The sequence below is a fragment of the Lysobacter sp. Soil_C_59 genome (assembly GCF_057656415.1).
Window position 1 is genome coordinate 365,188 of sequence record NZ_JBDGKK010000001.1, and the last position, 17,866, is coordinate 383,053.

The 17,866-nt window shown below is 68.1% G+C and carries 20 protein-coding genes; 16 read left to right on the plus strand and 4 right to left on the minus strand.

All coding sequences use genetic code 11. From position 1 onward, the window contains the following. Nucleotides 1-36 precede the first annotated feature (36 nt). Nucleotides 37-1,587, minus strand: coding sequence for a transglycosylase SLT domain-containing protein (locus tag AC3A3Q_RS01605; RefSeq protein ID WP_487584584.1), 1,551 nt, complete (start codon nt 1,585-1,587; stop codon nt 37-39). Between the two features lie 234 nt (nt 1,588-1,821). On the opposite strand from AC3A3Q_RS01605, the gene AC3A3Q_RS01610 reads away from it, so the two are divergent. The 3 genes from AC3A3Q_RS01610 to AC3A3Q_RS01620 are packed head-to-tail and all read left to right on the plus strand — an operon-like array spanning nt 1,822 to nt 4,359. Continuing rightward, on the plus strand, nt 1,822-3,375 hold the full coding sequence (locus AC3A3Q_RS01610; protein ID WP_487584585.1) for a helicase HerA-like domain-containing protein: 1,554 nt from the start codon (nt 1,822-1,824) through the stop codon (nt 3,373-3,375). Further along, nucleotides 3,375-3,887 carry a transcription elongation factor GreB gene (greB, locus tag AC3A3Q_RS01615; RefSeq protein WP_487584586.1) on the plus strand — a complete coding sequence of 171 codons (513 nt, stop codon included), beginning with the start codon at nt 3,375-3,377 and terminating at the stop codon, nt 3,885-3,887. The genes AC3A3Q_RS01610 and greB overlap by 1 nt, the downstream gene beginning before the upstream one ends. Then, complete coding sequence (locus AC3A3Q_RS01620) at nt 3,880-4,359, plus strand: GNAT family N-acetyltransferase (protein WP_487584587.1); 480 nt, start codon at nt 3,880-3,882, stop codon at nt 4,357-4,359. The genes greB and AC3A3Q_RS01620 overlap by 8 nt, the downstream gene beginning before the upstream one ends. 9 nt (nt 4,360-4,368) lie before the next feature. Here AC3A3Q_RS01620 and rimO read toward each other — a convergent pair whose 3' ends face one another. After that, the gene (gene rimO, locus AC3A3Q_RS01625) at nt 4,369-5,718 is read right to left on the minus strand and encodes a 30S ribosomal protein S12 methylthiotransferase RimO (protein WP_487584588.1); all 1,350 of its coding nucleotides are present in this window, start codon (nt 5,716-5,718) and stop codon (nt 4,369-4,371) included. Between the two features lie 235 nt (nt 5,719-5,953). Between rimO and AC3A3Q_RS01630 the strand changes: the two genes are divergently transcribed. The 10 genes from AC3A3Q_RS01630 to AC3A3Q_RS01675 all read left to right on the plus strand — a co-directional run bounded on the left by AC3A3Q_RS01630 (nt 5,954) and on the right by AC3A3Q_RS01675 (nt 12,551). After that, nucleotides 5,954-6,622 (plus strand): dienelactone hydrolase family protein, encoded by a 669-nt coding sequence (locus AC3A3Q_RS01630; RefSeq protein ID WP_487584589.1) that lies wholly within the window; start codon nt 5,954-5,956, stop codon nt 6,620-6,622. Further along, a complete protein-coding gene (locus AC3A3Q_RS01635) occupies nt 6,619-7,047 on the plus strand; it encodes an HIT domain-containing protein (RefSeq protein ID WP_487584590.1) in 429 nt (142 codons plus the stop codon). Before AC3A3Q_RS01630 ends, AC3A3Q_RS01635 begins: the two co-directional genes overlap by 4 nt. Beyond that, nucleotides 7,044-7,742: a 5-oxoprolinase subunit PxpB gene (gene pxpB, locus AC3A3Q_RS01640; RefSeq protein WP_487584591.1), complete on the plus strand. Its 699-nt coding sequence runs from the start codon at nt 7,044-7,046 to the stop codon at nt 7,740-7,742. Before AC3A3Q_RS01635 ends, pxpB begins: the two co-directional genes overlap by 4 nt. Further along, on the plus strand, nt 7,739-8,698 hold the full coding sequence (locus tag AC3A3Q_RS01645) for a 5-oxoprolinase subunit C family protein (RefSeq protein ID WP_487584592.1): 960 nt from the start codon (nt 7,739-7,741) through the stop codon (nt 8,696-8,698). The genes pxpB and AC3A3Q_RS01645 overlap by 4 nt, the downstream gene beginning before the upstream one ends. A gap of 30 nt (nt 8,699-8,728) precedes the next feature. Further along, on the plus strand, nt 8,729-8,893 hold the full coding sequence (locus AC3A3Q_RS01650) for a LiaI-LiaF-like domain-containing protein (protein ID WP_200604882.1): 165 nt from the start codon (nt 8,729-8,731) through the stop codon (nt 8,891-8,893). Between the two features lie 19 nt (nt 8,894-8,912). Further along, complete coding sequence (locus AC3A3Q_RS01655) at nt 8,913-9,668, plus strand: 5-oxoprolinase subunit PxpA (protein WP_487584593.1); 756 nt, start codon at nt 8,913-8,915, stop codon at nt 9,666-9,668. 130 nt (nt 9,669-9,798) lie between these two features. Next, nucleotides 9,799-10,524 carry a DUF969 domain-containing protein gene (locus AC3A3Q_RS01660; RefSeq protein ID WP_487584594.1) on the plus strand — a complete coding sequence of 242 codons (726 nt, stop codon included), beginning with the start codon at nt 9,799-9,801 and terminating at the stop codon, nt 10,522-10,524. Continuing rightward, the gene (locus tag AC3A3Q_RS01665; RefSeq protein ID WP_487584595.1) at nt 10,511-11,476 is read left to right on the plus strand and encodes a DUF979 domain-containing protein; all 966 of its coding nucleotides are present in this window, start codon (nt 10,511-10,513) and stop codon (nt 11,474-11,476) included. Before AC3A3Q_RS01660 ends, AC3A3Q_RS01665 begins: the two co-directional genes overlap by 14 nt. Before the next feature lie 110 nt (nt 11,477-11,586). Further along, nucleotides 11,587-12,243, plus strand: coding sequence for a pyroglutamyl-peptidase I (pcp, locus tag AC3A3Q_RS01670; RefSeq protein WP_487584596.1), 657 nt, complete (start codon nt 11,587-11,589; stop codon nt 12,241-12,243). Nucleotides 12,244-12,254: 11 nt separating this feature from the next. After that, nucleotides 12,255-12,551 carry a hypothetical protein gene (locus AC3A3Q_RS01675; RefSeq protein WP_487584597.1) on the plus strand — a complete coding sequence of 99 codons (297 nt, stop codon included), beginning with the start codon at nt 12,255-12,257 and terminating at the stop codon, nt 12,549-12,551. A 50-nt stretch (nt 12,552-12,601) separates the two neighbouring features. Here AC3A3Q_RS01675 and dcd read toward each other — a convergent pair whose 3' ends face one another. Continuing rightward, the gene (dcd, locus tag AC3A3Q_RS01680; protein WP_158730638.1) at nt 12,602-13,171 is read right to left on the minus strand and encodes a dCTP deaminase; all 570 of its coding nucleotides are present in this window, start codon (nt 13,169-13,171) and stop codon (nt 12,602-12,604) included. A gap of 78 nt (nt 13,172-13,249) precedes the next feature. Further along, entirely contained in the window at nt 13,250-14,323 is a 1,074-nt protein-coding gene (gene apbC, locus AC3A3Q_RS01685) for an iron-sulfur cluster carrier protein ApbC (protein WP_487584598.1), read from the minus strand. 249 nt (nt 14,324-14,572) lie between these two features. Here apbC and AC3A3Q_RS01690 point away from each other — a divergent pair, with 249 nt between their 5' ends. From AC3A3Q_RS01690 to rnfB, 3 genes are all read left to right on the plus strand, one after another. Beyond that, nucleotides 14,573-15,028 (plus strand): DUF2147 domain-containing protein, encoded by a 456-nt coding sequence (locus AC3A3Q_RS01690; protein ID WP_487584599.1) that lies wholly within the window; start codon nt 14,573-14,575, stop codon nt 15,026-15,028. Nucleotides 15,029-15,269: 241 nt separating this feature from the next. Next, the gene (gene metG / locus AC3A3Q_RS01695) at nt 15,270-17,360 is read left to right on the plus strand and encodes a methionine--tRNA ligase (RefSeq protein ID WP_487584600.1); all 2,091 of its coding nucleotides are present in this window, start codon (nt 15,270-15,272) and stop codon (nt 17,358-17,360) included. A 75-nt stretch (nt 17,361-17,435) separates the two neighbouring features. After that, nucleotides 17,436-17,852: an Rnf electron transport complex subunit RnfB gene (rnfB, locus tag AC3A3Q_RS01700; protein WP_487584601.1), complete on the plus strand. Its 417-nt coding sequence runs from the start codon at nt 17,436-17,438 to the stop codon at nt 17,850-17,852. Nucleotides 17,853-17,866 lie beyond the last annotated feature (14 nt).

Consider the following 17,866-nt stretch of genomic DNA (forward strand, 5'->3'; position numbering starts at 1 on the left):
TGACGGCACGGTTCGCGAGAACGACGACCGAAGCCGTCAGCCCTCGCAGCCGTCCAGCTTGATCTTCTGCCCCGGCTTGATCGCGTAACGCGGCGCCTTGAGCTTGTTGGCCTTGGCCAGGTCGCCGGTGTCGCACTGGAACTTCTGCGCGATCGCGGTCAGCGTTTCGCCGCGCTTGACGGTATAGGACGACGGCTTGGACGCCTTCTTCGGGGCCGCCCTGGTAACCGCCACCGCGCCGGCCGAACCGGTGCCCGCGCTCTCGGCTTCGTACACCACGTCACTCGAATTCACCGGCGTGACGGGTCCGGTCCGCACGATCGCGGAGTTGGCATTGCTCATCACCAGCGTATGCGCCAGGTCGGCGCGCTGGCCCTGCATGCAGTAGCGGTTGTACAGGCCGACGATCTTGGTGGTGGCGTTGAGCATGGTGCCGGTTGGCAGGTAGCGGTCGGCCTCGTAACGCGGGTTGAGGTTGCGCAGCGCGCGCATGTAACCGTCACGGGAGCCACTGCTGCCAAGGCAGATGGTCAGCTCGTAGATCGAGCTGGGCTTGCCCAGGCGCAGGCTGGCCGCGCGCGCGTCGACCTTGGGAAAGCTCAGGCCGTATTCCTTGGGGTGCAGGAACAGCCACGCCGCGGCGATCACCATCGGCACGTAGTCGCGGGTTTCCGCCGGGAACTGGTTGTAGACCGACTCGTCCCAGAAGTTGCGCCCGCCCGAGCTGTTGTAGACGCGCAGCGCGCGGCCCTCGCCGCCGTTGTAGGCGGCCAGCGACAGCTCGATGCTGCGGTTGAGCTGGCCCAGGCGCTCGTTGAAATAGGACGCCGCCGCCTGCGCCGATGCGCGGGCGTCGTAGCGGGTATCGAAACCGGTGCCGTCCTCGCCCAGGCCGAAGCGCAGGCCGGTGCCGTACATGAACTGCATCGGCCCGGCGGCACCGGCGCGGGAGGTCGAATGGACGCGGCCGTTGGATTCCTTGGCCATCACGCCGAACAGCAGCGCCTCCGGCAGGCCGGCGCGCTCGAACTGCGGCCACATCGACTGGCGCAGGTACTGGTAGTTCTCGTGGGTGTCGATCAACGCCGGGCGCATGTCGGTCAGCCAGCGGCGGATGCCGGCCTGCACGGCCGGGTTGTACTGCACCATCTTGACGAAGCGCTGGCCGTCGGCACTGAGCAGTGCCGCGGCACGGGCGGCCTCGGGCACGTCGCCGGTGATGCTGCCGGCGCCCTCGTCCTCGCTGTCTTCGGGCACGTCGTCGCCAGCTGCAACGTCGGCGTTCTGCTTCAGCAGGCGCTTGTAGGCGGTCAGCATGGTCGTGGGCGAGCAGCCCTTCTGCTTCACGCAGGCGGCCATCACGTCTTCCATGTCCTCCAGCGAGGCATCCACCTCGGTGCGCCCGGCCGGATCGGCGTTGCCGACCTTGACGATGCCCTGGCGATAGCGGGCCTCGGCGGCCTGCATGCGCTGGTCGAGTGCCTCCACGGCTGCCTGGTCGCGCTTGGAGAGGGCATGCGCGCTCGGCGCAAGTGTGGCGAAACCGAGCGCGAGCAGCGCGACGGAAGGACGAACCAGTGCGGGCATGGACGACAACTGAAAGCGGGGGACTGGGAGGGTAGCGTTGCCTTGCGAACGCGGGCAAGCACTGTTGCAGCCAAAGTGCGTGAATGGGGATATGCGTGGCAAATGCGGCCCGCATCGGCGCCGGCATGGTCCCGCCGGGAAACTTTCCCGGTGTCCCTGCGCGCCCGAGCAGCATCCGGCGACGCCGCATAGAATCGTCCGCACTCCCCCACTGACCCGAGCACGGACCCGGACATGGACCCAAGCGCAGGCACGACAGGCACTATTCTCATCGGCAAGGCTGTCACCACGCCGACTTCCCTGCCCGACAGCCACGGCCAGGTGTACCTGCTGTCCAAGTTCGGAAACCGCCATGGCCTGGTCGCCGGCGCCACCGGCACCGGCAAGACCGTGACCCTGATGACCCTGGCTGAAGGCTTCACGCGCCAGGGCGTGCCGGTGTTCCTGGCCGACGTGAAGGGCGACGTCGCCGGCCTGGCGATGGCCGGCACCAGCAACGACAAGCTGCAGGCCCGTGTCGCCGAGATCGGCATCGGCGACTACGCCAGCCAGGCCAGCCCGGTCGTGTTCTGGGACCTGTTCGGCAAGCTCGGCCACCCGGTGCGCACCACCGTCAGCGAGATGGGCCCGACCCTGCTGTCGCGGGTGCTCGAACTCAACGACACCCAGTCGGGCGTGCTCGACATCGTCTTCAAGCTCGCCGATGACCGCGGCCTGCTGCTGCTCGACCTGGAGGACCTGCGTGCCCTGCTCGGCCTGGTCGCGGCCGAGCGCAAGGACATCTCCACCAGCTACGGCCTGGTCAGCGCGCAGTCGATCGGCGCCATCCAGCGCTCGCTCCTGCGCCTGGAGCAGGAAGGCGGCGAGATGTTCTTCGGCGAGCCGGCGCTGGAACTGTCCGACCTGATGCGCACCCACACCGACGGGCGCGGCGTGGTCAACATCCTTGCTTCCGACCAGCTGGTGCTGAAGCCGCGGTTGTACTCGAGCTTCCTGCTGTGGCTGCTGTCGGAGCTGTTCGAGAACCTGCCCGAGGTCGGCGACCTCGACAAGCCCAAGCTGGTGTTCGTCTTCGACGAGGCCCACCTGCTGTTCGACGATGCGCCGCCGGCGCTGCAGCAGCGTGTCGAGCAGGTGGTGCGCCTGATCCGCTCCAAGGGCGTGGGCGTCTATTTCTGTTCGCAGTTCCCCGACGACGTGCCCGACAACATCCTCGGCCAGCTCGGCAACCGCGTGCAGCATGCGTTGCGCGCGTTCACGCCGCGCGACCAGAAGGCGGTGAAGACCGCGGCGCAGACCTTCGTCGCCAACCCGGCGCTGGATGTGGCGCAGACCATCTCGCAGCTCGGCACCGGTGAAGCACTGGTCTCGACGCTGCAGGAAAAAGGCGTGCCGATGCCCGTCGAAAAGACCCTGGTGGCGCCGCCGCGTTGCCGCATGGGCGCGATCACCGAAGCCGAACGCGCGCAGGTTCGCGCCGGCAGTCCGGTCGGGCACAAGTACGACACCGGCATCGACCGCGACTCGGCCGCCGAAGTGCTGGCGCAGAAGGCGACCGCCGCGGCCGAACAGGCCAAGGCACCGCCGGCACGCACGCGCGAACAGGACGATGCCGACGAAGGCGGTTTCAGCCAGTCGGTGAAGGACGCCGTGTTCGGCACGAAGCGCCGCCAGGGCATGGTCGAGACCATGGCCAAGCAGACCGCGCGAACCGTCGGCAACCAGATCGGCCAGCAGATCCTGCGCGGCCTGCTGGGCGGGATCTTCGGGGGCAAGGGTCGGCGCTGATGTCGCGCTGGCGTCCACCTGCCGAGAAGAGCACCGCCCTGATCACCCGCGGCGGTCACGATCGCCTCAAGTCCGAGCTCGACGAGCTGTGGCGCGTCAAGCGTCCGGAGGTGGTCAAGGCGCTGGCCGCGGCCGCCGCCGAGGGCGACCGCTCCGAGAACGCCGAGTACACGTATCGCAAGAAGCAGCTCGGCGAGATCGACCGGCGCGTGCGTTACCTCAGCAAGCGCCTGCCCTCGCTGCGCATCGTCGACACCGTGCCGACTGATCCGGAAGCGGTGTTCTTCGGTGCGCGCGTGGAAGTCGAGAACATCGCCAGTGGCGAAAGCCAGCGGTACCGGATTGTCGGCCCGGACGAGACCGACGCGCGCGCGGGCTGGATCAGCATCGATTCGCCGTTGGCGCGGGCGATGCTCAAGAAACGCCTCGACGATGAGTTCGAAGCGATGCTGCCCGGCGGCGCCGCGCGCTTCGTGATCGTCGACGTCAGTTACGCCGATGCCGGTGCCTGAGCACGCTGTCGGACCACGTGTCGACCTGCGCGAGGCCACGGTTGCCGACGCGCCCGCCATGAGCGCGCTCGTGTGCGAACTGACGCGGCGCTGGATAGCACCGGATTGCACGCCCGATGGCGCGGCGCGATTGCTCGAGATGCTCGCGCCCGGGGCCACGGCCAGGCGCCTGGATGACGGCTTCCGCTACCTGGTGGCGCAGCGCGGCGACGTCCTGGTCGGCATTGCGGCATTGCGTCCGCCCGCCCACCTGTTCCATTTGTTCGTTGCCGAAGCCGCGCAGCGGCAAGGGCTGGCACGTCGCATGTGGCAAACGGTGCAGGCGTGGGTGGAACCGCCCGCACCGATCACGGTCAACGCTTCGCGCCATGCGCTGGCGGTCTATCGCCAGCTGGGATTCGAAGCGACCGGCCCGGAACTGTGCGAGCACGGCATCGTGTTCACACCGATGCTGTGGCGCCCGCCGGCCTGAAGCCGCGCCTCAGTCGTCGAACGCGACTTCGCCGAACAGGTCGTGCTCGTCGCTGCCCATGATCTCGACGTCGACGAACTCGCCCGGCTTGAGGCCGGCCATGAAGCCGTTCTGGATCTGCACCAGGCCGTCGATCTCGGGCGCGTCGGCCATCGAGCGGGCGATCGCCAGCTCGCCGTCGAGCGCGTCGACCAGGCAGCGCTGCGTCGTGCCGACCTTGGCCTCGAGCTTGGCCGCGGAAATTTCCGCCTGCCGCTCCATGAAGCGCGCAAGGCGCTCGGCCTTGACCTCTTCCGGCACCGGATCGGGCAGCGCATTGGCGCTGGCGCCGTCGACCGGCGAATAGGCGAAGGCACCGACGCGGTCGAGCTGTGCTTCATCGAGGAAGTCGAGCAGCTCTTCGAACTCGGCCTCGGTCTCGCCGGGGAAACCGACGATGAAGGTCGAGCGGATGGTGATGTCCGGAGCGATCGAGCGCCAGCGCTGGATCCGCTCGAGCGTCTTGTCGACCGCGCCCGGGCGCTTCATCAGCTTGAGCACGCGCGGGCTGGCGTGCTGGAACGGGATGTCCAGGTACGGCAGCAGCTTGCGCATGCCGTTGGCGCCGGCTTCGGCCATCAGCGGAATGATGTCGTCGACGTGCGGATACGGGTAGACGTAGTGCAGGCGGGTCCAGATGCCCAGCTCGCTCAGTCCCTCGCACAGCGCCTTCATCCGCGTCTGGTAGGACTTGCCGCGCCATTCGTGCTGCGCGTACTTGACGTCGACGCCGTAGGCCGAGGTGTCCTGCGAGATCACCAGCAGTTCCTTGACGCCGCCCATGGCCAGCTTCTCGGCCTCGCGCAGCACCTGGTCGACCGGACGGCTGACCAGATCGCCGCGCATCGACGGGATGATGCAGAAGCTGCAGCGGTGATTGCAGCCTTCGGATATCTTCAGGTAGGCATAGTGCTTGGGCGTCAGCTTGATGCCCGTGTCGGGCACCAGGTTGAGGAACGGATCGTGCTTGGGCGGGAGCGCCGCATGCACCGCGCTCATCACGCTGCCGTAGTCCTGCGGGCCGCTGATCGACAGCACGCCCGGATGCGCCTCGCGGATCTGCTCGGGCTTCTTGCCGAGACAACCGGTGACGATGACCTTGCCGTTCTCGGCAATCGCCTCGCCGATCGCGTCCAGCGATTCGGTCACGGCCGAGTCGATGAAGCCGCAGGTGTTGACCACGACCACGTCGGCATCGTCGTAGGTCTGGACGATGTCGTAGCCCTCCACGCGCAACTGGGTGAGGATGCGTTCGGAATCGACCAGCGCCTTGGGGCAACCAAGGCTGACGAAACCGACTTTGGGATTGGCTAGGGACATTGAGGGAACCGGGCTGGGCACGTTGATGCAGGTGCGATGTTGCAGTCGCGCCAAGTGCAGCGAGCGACCTGCTGGCCACGCGCTTGGCGGCTACAGCAGGTCCCTCGCTGCGCTCGGGACGACAGGATGGCTGCGGATTATAGCGCCGGCGCTAGAATCAACCGGGCAGGAGGTGCCGCGAAGCTGAACACCGCGGTCACCAGCGCCCACAGACAACTGAATGGACCTCTCCCCCATGGCCCACTGGATCGATCTGGACACCCCGCATGGCCCGGTCAGGGCCTGGCGCGCCGAGCCGACCGGCCCCTCGAAGGGCGCCGTGATCGTGTTGCAGGAGATTTTCGGCGCCAACGCCCACATCCGCAGCGTCGCCGAGCGCTTCGCCGCGGCCGGTTTCGTCGCCCTGGCGCCGGCGCTGTACGACCCGGTGGCACCCGGCGTCGAGCTGGGCTATGACGAGGCAGGCACGCAACGCGGCGCTGCCCTGCGCAACGAACTGGGATTCGAGCGCGCGGTCGACATCATCAGCGAGGCGGCCGACGAGCTGCACCGCGAGGGGCTGCGCGTGGGCGTGGTCGGCTTCTGCTGGGGCGGCAGCCTGGCTTTCCTGGCCAATACGCGCCTGGGATTGCCGGCCGTGTCCTGGTACGGCGCGCGCACCGTGCCCTTCCTGGATGAACCGTTGCGCGCGCGGATGATGTTCCACTTCGGCGAAAACGACAGCAGCATCCCGGCCGAGGTGATCGAACAGCACCGCAGCAAGCATCCGGGTGCGGCCGTGTACGTGTATGCCGGCGCCGGCCATGCCTTCAATCGCGATGTCGACAACCATGCCTACCATCCGGCCAGCGCCGAACTGGCCTGGCACCGCACCATCGATTTCCTGGCGGAGAACCTGCGATGAATCGCTCCGGCAACACGGGCGCCTGGCAACTGCATGCACAGCTGGCCGAGGACACGCACCCGGTCGCACACCTCGCGCTGAGCGAGCTGCGACTCATGGACGATGCCAACCACCCCTGGCTGATCCTGATCCCGCGCGTGGCCGACGCGGTCGAACTGGTCGACCTCGACGAGGCGCAGCAGGCCACGCTGATGCGCGAGATCAGTGCAGCCAGCCGCGCACTGCAGGTCGAGTTCAAGCCGCAGAAGATCAACGTCGCCGCGCTCGGCAACGTCGTGCCGCAACTGCACATCCATGTCATCGCACGCTTCCACGACGACATCGCCTGGCCGCGACCGGTCTGGGGCACCGCCAGCGCGCAGGCCTATACGCCTGAAGCGCTGGTGACGCGGATCCAGCAACTGCAGGGCGCCCTTCCGCAGTGAACCGTTCGTTCGTCTGCGACATCGAAGCGCTCGCAGACGACGCCTGGCTGCTGCGCTTCGGCGACCAGATCGACCCGCAGCTCAACGCCCGCGTGCATGCGATGGCGCGCCGGCTGGGCGAACATAAACCGCACTGGCTGCGCGGCCTGGTGCCCGCCTTCGCCAGCCTGGGCGTGTTCTTCGATCCGGCCGCGGATCCGGCGCACGTCCACGAAGAGCTGCTGGCATTGCTCGCGATGGACGAGGCACCCATGGCCGACACGAGCGCGCAGGCGGCGCGGACGGTGGAGATTCCGGTGGTCTACGGCGGCGAATTCGGCCCGGACCTGGAGTCCGCGGCGGCGGAGCTGCAGTTGTCGCCGCAGCAACTGATCACGCGCCACACTGGCGGCGTCTACACGGTGGCGATGATCGGCTTCGCACCGGGCTTTCCTTACCTGGCCGGACTGGATCCGGCACTGGCACTGCCGCGCCTGGCGACTCCGCGTGCACGCGTGGCAGCCGGCAGCGTCGCCATTGGTGGCGCGCAGACCGGCATCTACCCGCGCGAAAGCCCCGGCGGCTGGCGCCTGCTCGGGCGCACGCCGAAAGTACTGTTCGACCCGGCGAGACCGACACCGTCGCTGCTGCTGCCGGGTGATCGCGTGCGCTTCGTCGCCATCGAGGCGGACCGCTTCGCGGACGCCGACCCATGAGCCGTGCCCGTTACGGCCTGCGCGTGCTGCGCCCCGGCTTGCTTACGACCGTGCAGGACCTGGGCCGCAGGAACTGGCGTCACCTTGGCGTCGCCCATGCCGGCGCGCTCGACAGCGATGCGGCGCGACTGGGCAATCGCCTGGTCGGCAACCGCGGCGATGCCGCAGTCCTGGAAGTAACCCTGCACGGCCCGACGCTGCAACTGGACGTGCCGATGCGCATAGCCCTGACCGGCGCGGCGGTCGTGGCGCGCTTCGACGGCGAACCGGTTCACGGCGGCCGCCCGGTGCTGCTGCCGGCCGGCACGCTCGAACTCGGCGCGGTCCGCGGCGGTGCCCGCGCCTGGCTTGCCATCACCGGCGGCATCGACGTGCCCGAAATCCTCGGTAGTCGCAGCACCGACCTGCGTGGCGGTTTCGGCGGGCTCGACGGACGCGCCCTGCGCACCGGCGACAGACTGGCGCTGGGCAACGCACCACCGACCGACACCGCGCGACTGCAAAGCGTGCGCTGGTGGATCGATCCCGGCCACGACGAAGACCCGCGCGCACCGATCCGCTATCTGCCGTCGACGCATGCCTGGTCGGCGCCGCTGGCGCGACGCGCCTGGAAAGTCAGCGCCAGCAGCAACCGACAGGGTTTGCGGCTGCAGGGCGATGCCCTGCCGACGCCCAAGGCCGACAGCATCTCCGAACCGGTCGCGCCGGGCACGATCCAGCTGCCGCCCGACGGCCAGCCGATCATCCTGTTGGCCGATGCCCAGACCGTCGGCGGCTACCCGCGCCTGGGCCACGTCATCGCCGCCGACCAGCCGCGTCTGGCGCAGTGCATTCCGGGACAGACCCTGCACTTCGCCGCAGTCGATGCCACCACGGCCTACCGGCTGGCTTGCGCGGCGCGGGCGCGGGTCGCCAGAATCGGCGTGATGATCGACGCGCGCGTGCCGGCGGTCTGACCCCATCCACTCCTTACCTTCCGGAATCCCATGAAATCCAATGTCATCGGCGCGCTGGTGCTGGTCGTGATCGGCACCCTTTTCCTGCTCAACAACCTTGGCTACACCGACATGAGCCTGGGTCGGATGCTGATGACCTGGTGGCCCGCGATCCTGATCGTGGTCGGCCTCGGAATGCTCTTCAAGCGCGGCTGAGGCCGCATCCGGCCATGACGTGAGCGGACGCATCGACTTCAACTGCGATCTCGGCGAAGGCTGCGGCGACGATGCGGCGATCCTGCCGCTGGTCAGTTCGGCCAGCATCGCCTGCGGCGGCCATGCCGGCGACGAGGCAACGATGCGCGCGACGCTGCGGCTGTGCCGCGCGCACGGCGTGGCGGCAGGCGCGCATCCCTCGTTCGACGATCGCGAGCATTTCGGCCGGCGCGCACTGACGCTGCCGCCGGCCGACATCGCGCGGACGGTACGCGCGCAGATCGAGCGCCTTGCGGCGATCGCCAGCGAGGAAGGCGTGCGGCTGACCCACGTCAAACCGCACGGTGCTCTCTACAACGTCGCCGCCGACGACCGCGTCGTTGCCGACGCGATCGCGGCAACGGTCAAGGCATTCGACCCGTCGCTGGTGCTGTTCGGCCTGTCCGGCTCGGCGCTGACCGATGCCGGCAGCGCGCACGGGCTGCAGGTCGCCCACGAAGTGTTCGCCGAGCGCTGCTACGACCGCCGCGGCCGCCTGCTGCCCCGCGGCAGCGAAGGCGCGGTGATCGAATCGCTCGACATCGCCATCGCGCAGGTGCGACGACTGGCCACGCGTGGCGAAGTGGTCGCCGATGACGGCAGCATCGTGGCGCTGCGCGCCGATACGCTTTGCCTGCACGGTGACCGCAGTGATGCGGCGGTGTTCGCGCGGGCGGTTCGCGAGGCGTTGTTGGCCGATGGGATAGTCATTTCGTCTGTCGGGAGTAGCGTGTGACCGATACCACCCGCAGCAACGCCTCGTCATTCCCGCGCAGGCGGGAATCCAGGGACGTTGCTCTTCCCGGCTTTACGTCCTTGGATTCCCGCCTTCGCGGGAATGACGGGATGGATGGGACCGCATGGCGATGAATTACTGGCCCCTGCTGGGCGTCGCCTGGGTCGTCATCGGTTTCGTCCTGCGTGCCAACCCGGTGATCGTGGTCGTCAGTGCCGGGCTGGTGAGCGGCCTGGCCGCGGGCAAGTCGATGCCGGAGCTGCTCGCCGTGATCGGCGACAGTTTCATTTCCAATCGCGCCCTGCTGATGTTCGCGATGACGCTGCCGACCATCGGCCTGCTCGAACGCGCCGGTCTGCGCGAGCACGCCCTGCAATGGATCGCGCGCTGGCGTGGACTGACCCTGGCACGACTGCTCATCGTCTACCTCGCCGCGCGCCAGGGGCTGAGCACGCTCGGCCTGATCGACATCGCCGGTCACGCCCAGACCGTGCGTCCGCTGCTGGCGCCGATGTCGGAATCGGCAGCCAACCGCACGCCGGGCCTGCAGGAGCATGGCCCGCTGCCACGCGAAGAAATCCAGCGCGTGCACGCCCTGGCCGCGGCGACCGACAACGTCGGCCGCTTCTTCGGCGAGGACGTGTTCCTCGCCTTCGGCGCGGTGCTGCTGATCCAGGGCTTCTACGCCGAACACGGCATCACCCTGGAACCGCTGCAGATCGCGCTGTGGGCGATCCCGACCGCGATCGCCGCGTTCGTGATCCACGCCGTGCGCATCGTCTTCTTCCAGCGCGGACTTGCCCGCCGGATGAGTTCGTCGACCGACGGCACGGAGCGCCACGATGCTGTCGATTGAACATTTCTACATCGTGCTTGCGCTGTTCCTGTTCTTCGCAGGCGGCAGCAACCTGCGCGAGGGTCGCCATGCCCATGCCGCGTTCTGGTCGTTGCTTGGCGTGCTGTTCGCCACCGGCAAGATCGTGCTGACGGCCAGCAAGGCCGGCAATCCGTTGCCGTCGCAGCTGGCTGGTGCGGCCGTCATCGCGCTGGCGCTGCTGGCCACGCGCATGCGCCGGGAACATATTGCCGAAGCACCTGAAGACCAGCGCCAGGCATCGGCCGCACGCCTGGGCCATCGCCTGTTCGTGCCGGCGCTGCTGATCCCGGCGATCACGGTGCTGATCGTGCTGTTCGGCAAGTACATCGTCATCTTCGGCACGCCGTTGTTCGGCGATGGCAGCATCACCCTGATCGGGCTGGCGCTGGCGTGCGTGCTGGCGGCGCTGGCCGCGGTCGTGGTGACGCGCGAGCGGCCGATCCGCGCCGCCAGCGAAGGCCGGCGCCTGCTCGACACGATGGGCTGGGCGGCGCTGCTGCCGCTGGTGCTGGCCACGCTCGGCGGCGTGTTCGCCGCCAGCGGCGTCGGCGATGCGGTGGCGTCCATAGTGTCCGCGGTGATTCCCGCCGACAGCCGCGTGGCCTGCGTGCTGGCCTATGGTCTGGGCATGGTGGTGTTCACGATGATCATGGGCAATGCCTTTGCCGCATTCCCGGTGATGACCGCCGGCATCGGCCTGCCGCTGCTGATCCAGCAGCATGGCGCGGAACCGGCGATCCTCGGCGCGCTTGGCATGCTGACCGGTTATTGCGGGACGCTGATGACGCCGATGGCGGCCAACTTCAACCTGGTGCCGGCAGCGCTGCTGGAACTCGATGACCCCAATGCGGTGATCCGCGTGCAGATCGCCACCGCGGTGCCGCTGCTGGCGGTGAACCTGCTGCTGATGTACTGGCTGGCGTTCCGGTGAGCCCGTCCGTCATTCCCGCGAAGGCGGGAACCCAGCGTCGTCGCTTGTTGCAGGCTTGGCGCAAACCGAAAGACACTGGGTTCCCGCTTTCGCGGGAATGACGGCTTCCCATGAATCAACCACTCCCCACCGTCCTGCTCACAGGCTTCGCCCCGTTCGGCGGGGAGGACAGCAATCCGAGCTGGGACGCCGTGTCCGCGCTCGATGGCGAGCAGATCCTCGGCCACCGCATCGCCACGCGCTGCCTGCCGGTCGAGTTCGGCGCTTCGCTGCAATCGCTGCGCCGCGCGCTCGACGAGACCGCGCCGGTGCTGGCGATCTGCGTCGGCCAGGCCGGCGGCCGCGCGCAGATCGCACTCGAACGGGTGGCCATCAACGTCGACGATGCGCGCATTGCCGACAACGCCGGCGCCCAGCCGATCGACGAGGCGGTCATCGCTGGCGGCCCGGCTGCGTACTTCAGCGACCTGCCGATCAAGGCGATGCTGTCGGCGCTGCGCGATGCCGGCATCCCGGCCGAGATCTCGCAGACGGCCGGCACCTACGTCTGCAACCACGTCTTCTACGGGCTGATGCACGCATTGCGAACTGTGCACGGCGTCCGTGGCGGCTTCATCCACATTCCGTATGCTCCCGCGCAGGCCGCGCGACACCCGGGCGCGCCCAGTCTGCCGCCGTCGGTGGTGAGCCAGGCCCTGCGCCTGGCGGTCGCCACCGCGTTGACTGTCGAACACGATGTCCGCCTGGCGGCGGGCACCACCCACTGAAGGACACCCTGATGCGCAAGACCGTAATCGCTGCCCTGCTGGCCGCGTGCCTGATCACCCCTGCCCTGGCGCTGGCCGCCACGCAGGCCCAGTACGACAAGAAGGCGGCCGAGTTTGCCCAGACCGGCCAACAGACCGTGAGCCTGTATGTCGACGTCGACCTGGGCGCGCGCAAGAACGGCTCGGCCAGCGAGCTCAACCAGGCCCATCGCGCGTTCAACAGCAATGGCTACCAGGTGCAGAGCGTGGTCGGCTACACCGAGAACGGCGACCTGCAGGGCTTCTTCGTCACCTACGTGCGTCGCTGAGGGATCGCCCTCTCACAGGCCGCCGCTGGCGGCCTGTGGATCGCTGACGGTCAGGTGCGCGGCAGCGTGACGCCGACCTGGCCCTGGTACTTGCCGCCGCGGTCCTTGTACGAGGTCTCGCAGACTTCGTCGGACTGGAAGAACAGCATCTGCGCAACGCCTTCGTTGGCGTAGATGCGCGCCGGCAGCGGCGTGGTGTTGCTGAACTCCAGGGTCACGTGGCCTTCCCATTCCGGCTCCAGCGGCGTGACGTTGACGATGATGCCGCAGCGCGCGTACGTGCTCTTGCCCAGGCACACCACCAGGGTGTCGCGCGGGATGCGGAAGTACTCGACCGTGCGCGCCAGCGCGAACGAATTGGGCGGGATGATGCACACGTCGCTTTCGATGTCGACGAAGCTGCCGCTGTCGAAATGCTTCGGGTCGACAATCGTCGAGTTGATGTTGGTGAAGACCTTGAACTCGCGCGAGCAGCGCACGTCGTAGCCGTAGCTGGACGTGCCGTAGCTGACGATGCGGTGGCCGTCGGCGGCGGTCTTGACCTGGCCCGGCTCGAACGGCTCGATCATGCCGTGCTGCTCGGCCATGCGACGGATCCAACGGTCGGACTTGATGCTCATGCTTGTACGGGGGCCTTGGGCAACGGAAAGGGGATTGTGTCAGCCGAAGCGGCTACGGGGAACTGGCGGCAGGCGCCTTTAGAGCAGCGACACCGACAGCGGCGTGGCCACCTGCGGGCGCTTTGCCAGTTCGACCGCGATGCGACGGGCGGTGATGCGGTAAGCGTGGGCCGCGGCGCTGGCAGGGGCGGCAACGACGACCGGCACGCCGGCGTCGCCCTGCTCGCGGATCGAGATCTCCAGCGGCAGGCTGCCCAGCAGCGGCACGCCGTACTGCGCCGCCATGCGCTGGCCGCCGCCTTCGCCGAACACGTGCTCGGCGTGGCCGCAGTTGGAGCACACGTGCACGGCCATGTTCTCGACCAGGCCCAGCACCGGCACCTGCACCTTCTCGAACATCTTCAGCGCCTTGCGCGCGTCCAGCGTGGCCACGTCCTGCGGCGTGGTGACGATGACCGCGCCGGCAACCGGAATCTTCTGCGCCAGGGTCAGCTGGATGTCGCCGGTGCCCGGCGGCAGGTCGACGATCAGGTAATCGAGCTCGCCCCAGCGGGTTTCGTTGAGCAGCTGCGTCAGCGCCGAGGTCGCCATCGGGCCGCGCCAGATCATCGGCGTGTCCTGCTCGACCAGCAGGCCGATCGACATCGCTTCCACGCCGTGCGCGCGCATCGGTTCGATGGACTTGCCGTCGGGGCTGTCCGGGCGCCCCGACAGGCCGAGCATGGTCGGGATGCTGGGGCCATAGATGTCGGCATCAAGCACGCCCACGCGGGCGCCCTCCGCGGCCAGGGCCAGCGCCAGGTTGACCGCGGTGGTCGACTTGCCGACCCCGCCCTTGCCCGAGCCGATCGCGATCAGGTTGCGCACGCTGGGCATCGGGGTGACGTTAGGCTGCACGGCATGCGAGACGATGCGCGAGTGCAGCTCCAGCCGTGCCAGCTGGCGGCCGGTCGCGGCTACGGCGGCGGCGGCCTCGGCTTCCAGCCACGGCCGCAGCGCAAGGCAGGGGAATCCGGCGACGATCTCGACCACGACCCGGCCTTCGGCCTCGACGGCGCGGATGCGGGCGCCGGTTTCGCCCAGCGTGACCTCGGTGTCGGGCAGGCGGAGGGCGGCGAGAACGGGAACAACGGCTTGCAGGGACTCACTCACGACAGCGACCTTGATCCTTCTTCGATGCGGCATTGCTCAGGGCCGCCATGTTACGTGCTATTGCGCGCCAGCCCCGGAATTGCAGCGCCCTGAACGCCGGAACCCGATCACGACCGCCGCGATGCCGCCACATCGGGTCATTGCCAAACCGCTCCGCATGCCCGATCCGTACGCCTGCGGATGCGGTATAAAGGTCCGCAACCGCACCCCGGTGCGGGCCTTGCCGAATACATCCCTGGGAGGGGACCCATGCGTACGAAGTTGCTTGCCCTGCTGTTCCTCACTGCACTGCCGTTGAGCCTGCTGTCGACTGCCGCGTCCGCGCAGACGCCGGCGCCGGTCGGTCACTGGACCACCATCGACGACAAGACCCAGAAGCCCAAGTCCGTGGTGGAGATCTACCAGGCCAAGGACGGCAGCCTTGCCGGCCGCGTCACCGAGATCCTGCAGTCCGACCGCGGCCCGAACCCGGTCTGCGACAAGTGCTCGGGCGACCGCAAGGACAAGCCGGTCAAGGGCATGGTGATCCTGTGGGGCATCAAGCAGGACGGCGCGACCTGGGAAGGCGGCCAGATCCTCGACCCGGCCAGCGGCAAGATCTACTCGGTGAAGGTCACGCCGATCGACGGCGGCAAGAAGCTGGAAGTCCGCGGTTTCATGGGCTTCTCGCTGCTGGGTCGCACGCAGACCTGGGTGCGCCAGTAAGAGCACCCCTCTTCCGCCCTTCGGGCACCTCGCTCCGCGCCCCGGCCCTCGCGCCAGCGCGAGGGCGCTGCAGCTCACGCGAGCCAATGGCTCGCAAGCGTGAGCTTCCGCCCCACAAGGGGAGAAGGAAGAGCTGACAAACCCTCTCCCCTTGTGGGAGAGGGACAGGTCGCGCAGCGACCAGGGAGAGGGGGAAGTCGCCATGCGATAATCTCCCGCTCTTTACGCGTCCCGGCCCCCCATGTCCCGCGAGTTCGTCGTTTCCTGCGCCCTGCCCTACGCCAACGGGCACCTGCACCTTGGTCATCTGGTCGGCTACACACAGGCCGACATCTGGTGCCGCGCGCAGCGAATGGCCGGCCACAAGGCCTGGTATGTCTGCGCCGACGACACCCACGGCACCCCGATCATGCTCGCCGCCGAAAAGGCCGGGCAGTCGCCGGAAGCGTTCATCGCCGGCATGCAGGCCAGCCACGAGCGCGATTTCGCCGAGTTCGGCGTGGCCTTTGATCACTACGACTCGACCAATTCGCCGCGCAACCGCGCGTTGACCGAGGCGATCTACGCCAAGCTCGACAACAACGGCCACATCAGCCGGCGCTCGGTCGAGCAGCTGTATGACCCGGTCAAGGGCATGTTCCTGCCCGACCGCTACGTGAAGGGCATCTGCCCCAACTGCGGCACGCCCGACCAGTACGGCGACAACTGCGAGAACTGCGGCGCCACCTACTCGCCGAGCGAGCTGAAGGAGCCGCGTTCGGTGGTCAGCGGCGCCACGCCGGAACTGCGCGAGTCCGAGCACTTCTTCTTCGAGGTCGGCCAGTTCGACGCCTTCCTGCGCGAGTGGCTGTCGGGCGATGTCGCCATGCCCGGCGTCAAGGCCAAGCTGCAGGAATGGCTGGACGCCGAGGGTGGCCTGCGCGCCTGGGACATTTCCCGTGACGCGCCCTACTTCGGCTTCCAGATTCCCGGCCACCCGGGCAAGTTCCTTTACGTCTGGCTCGACGCGCCGATCGGTTACCTGTCGAGTTTCCAGGCGCTGTGCGAGCGCGAGGGCCTGGATTTCTGGTCGTACCTCACTCGCGACAGCAAGGCCGAGCTGCACCACTTCATCGGCAAGGACATCGTCAACTTCCACGGCCTGTTCTGGCCGGCGGTGCTGCACGGTGCCGGTTTCCGCGCGCCGACGCGCCTGCACGTCAACGGCTACCTGATGGTCGACGGCGCCAAGATGTCGAAGTCGCGTGGCACGTTCGTGATGGCGCGCACCTACCTCGATGCCGGCCTGGATCCGGAGGCGCTGCGCTACTACTACGCGACCAAGACCAGCGGCGGCGTCGACGACCTCGACCTCAACCTGGCCGACTTCACTGCGCGCGTGAATGCCGATGTCGTCGGCAAGTTCGTCAACCTCGCCAGCCGTTGCGCAGGTTTCATCGAGAAGCGGTTCGAAGGCCGCCTTGCCGATGCCCTGCCCGATCCGGCGATGTACGCGCATTTCGTCGCGCAGCTGGCGCCGATCGCCGAGGCCTACGCGCGCAACGAGGCCGCGACCGCCGTGCGCCTGACCATGGCCCTGGCCGATGAAGCCAACAAGTACATCGACGAGCACAAGCCGTGGGTGCTGGCCAAGCAGGAAGGCGCAGAAGCGCAGCTGCAGTCGGTGTGCACGCAGGGCCTGAACCTGTTCCGCGTCCTCAACGCCGCGCTCAAGCCGGTGCTGCCGCGCGTGACCGCGCAGGCCGAGACCTTCCTCGCAGCGCCCGTCGCGCAGTGGAACGATCTCGAATCGCCGCTGCTCGCCCACCGCATCGGCAACTACACGCCGCTGTTCACCCGAATCGACCCCAAGCACATCGAACACATGATCGACGCCTCGAAAGAATCGCTGAACCCCGACAACGGCAATGCCACCGCGGACACTGCCACGAAGACCGTCGCAGCCCCGGCGAAGGCCGAGAAGGCCGCGGCAGCGGCGCCGGCCGCAACGGCAGCAGCGACGATCGGCATCGATGACTTCGCCAGGCTCGACCTGCGCATCGGCAAGGTGCTGGCGTGCGAGTTCGTCGACGGTTCCGACAAGCTGCTGCGCTTCGAACTCGATGCCGGCGAGCTGGGCAAGCGCCAGATCTTCTCCGGCATCCGCGGTTCCTACGGCGAACCGGAGAAGCTGGTCGGCCGCAGCGTGGTGTTCATCGCCAACCTGGCCCCGCGCAAGATGCGCTTCGGCATCAGCGAGGGCATGATCCTGTCGGCCGGCTTCGACGGCGGTAATTCGCTATTTCTGCTCGATGCCGACGGCGGTGCCGAACCCGGCATGCCGGTCCGGTAACCCCCATCGCGCAGGAGCGAGCTTGCTCGCGAACAGCGTGTCACCTCGCGAGCAAGCTCGCTCCTACACCACTTTATGAACGTCGTCGACCTGACCGAGCGTCTCGACCGCATCCTGCCGCAGACCCAATGCGGTCAGTGCGGGTTCGCCGGTTGCCGCCCGTACGCCGAAGCGATGGCCGCGGGCGAGGCCGATGTCGATCGCTGCCCACCTGGTGGTGACGCCGGTGCGCGCGCGCTGGCGCGGCTACTCGGCGTCGAAGCGCGGCCCTATGACCGCACACGCGGCGAACACAAGCCGGCGCTGGTCGCGGTGGTCGTCGAGGCCGACTGCATCGGCTGCACCAAGTGCATCCAGGCCTGCCCGGTGGACGCGATCATCGGCGCGTCCAAGCACATGCATACCGTCATCGAGCCGCTGTGCACCGGCTGCGAGCTGTGCGTGCCGGCCTGCCCGGTGGACTGCATCGAACTGGTGCCGGCAACGCGGTAGGCGCGAGCTTGCTC

Excerpts from the sequence above, each read along its gene's own strand:
- AC3A3Q_RS01690 (WP_487584599.1), top strand. The coding sequence starts at position 14,573 with ATGCGTACGAAGTTGCTTGCCCTGCTGTTCCTCACTGCACTGCCGTTG.
- rnfB (WP_487584601.1), top strand. The coding sequence starts at position 17,436 with ATGAACGTCGTCGACCTGACCGAGCGTCTCGACCGCATCCTGCCGCAG.
- AC3A3Q_RS01605 (WP_487584584.1), bottom strand. The coding sequence starts at position 1,587 with ATGCCCGCACTGGTTCGTCCTTCCGTCGCGCTGCTCGCGCTCGGTTTC.
- AC3A3Q_RS01635 (WP_487584590.1), top strand. The coding sequence starts at position 6,619 with ATGAATCGCTCCGGCAACACGGGCGCCTGGCAACTGCATGCACAGCTG.
- AC3A3Q_RS01650 (WP_200604882.1), top strand. The coding sequence starts at position 8,729 with ATGAAATCCAATGTCATCGGCGCGCTGGTGCTGGTCGTGATCGGCACC.
- AC3A3Q_RS01660 (WP_487584594.1), top strand. The coding sequence starts at position 9,799 with ATGAATTACTGGCCCCTGCTGGGCGTCGCCTGGGTCGTCATCGGTTTC.
- AC3A3Q_RS01630 (WP_487584589.1), top strand. The coding sequence starts at position 5,954 with ATGGCCCACTGGATCGATCTGGACACCCCGCATGGCCCGGTCAGGGCC.
- pcp (WP_487584596.1), top strand. The coding sequence starts at position 11,587 with ATGAATCAACCACTCCCCACCGTCCTGCTCACAGGCTTCGCCCCGTTC.
- dcd (WP_158730638.1), bottom strand. The coding sequence starts at position 13,171 with ATGAGCATCAAGTCCGACCGTTGGATCCGTCGCATGGCCGAGCAGCAC.
- metG (WP_487584600.1), top strand. The coding sequence starts at position 15,270 with ATGTCCCGCGAGTTCGTCGTTTCCTGCGCCCTGCCCTACGCCAACGGG.
- rimO (WP_487584588.1), bottom strand. The coding sequence starts at position 5,718 with ATGTCCCTAGCCAATCCCAAAGTCGGTTTCGTCAGCCTTGGTTGCCCC.
- AC3A3Q_RS01645 (WP_487584592.1), top strand. The coding sequence starts at position 7,739 with ATGAGCCGTGCCCGTTACGGCCTGCGCGTGCTGCGCCCCGGCTTGCTT.
- AC3A3Q_RS01675 (WP_487584597.1), top strand. The coding sequence starts at position 12,255 with ATGCGCAAGACCGTAATCGCTGCCCTGCTGGCCGCGTGCCTGATCACC.
- AC3A3Q_RS01665 (WP_487584595.1), top strand. The coding sequence starts at position 10,511 with ATGCTGTCGATTGAACATTTCTACATCGTGCTTGCGCTGTTCCTGTTC.
- greB (WP_487584586.1), top strand. The coding sequence starts at position 3,375 with ATGTCGCGCTGGCGTCCACCTGCCGAGAAGAGCACCGCCCTGATCACC.
- AC3A3Q_RS01610 (WP_487584585.1), top strand. The coding sequence starts at position 1,822 with ATGGACCCAAGCGCAGGCACGACAGGCACTATTCTCATCGGCAAGGCT.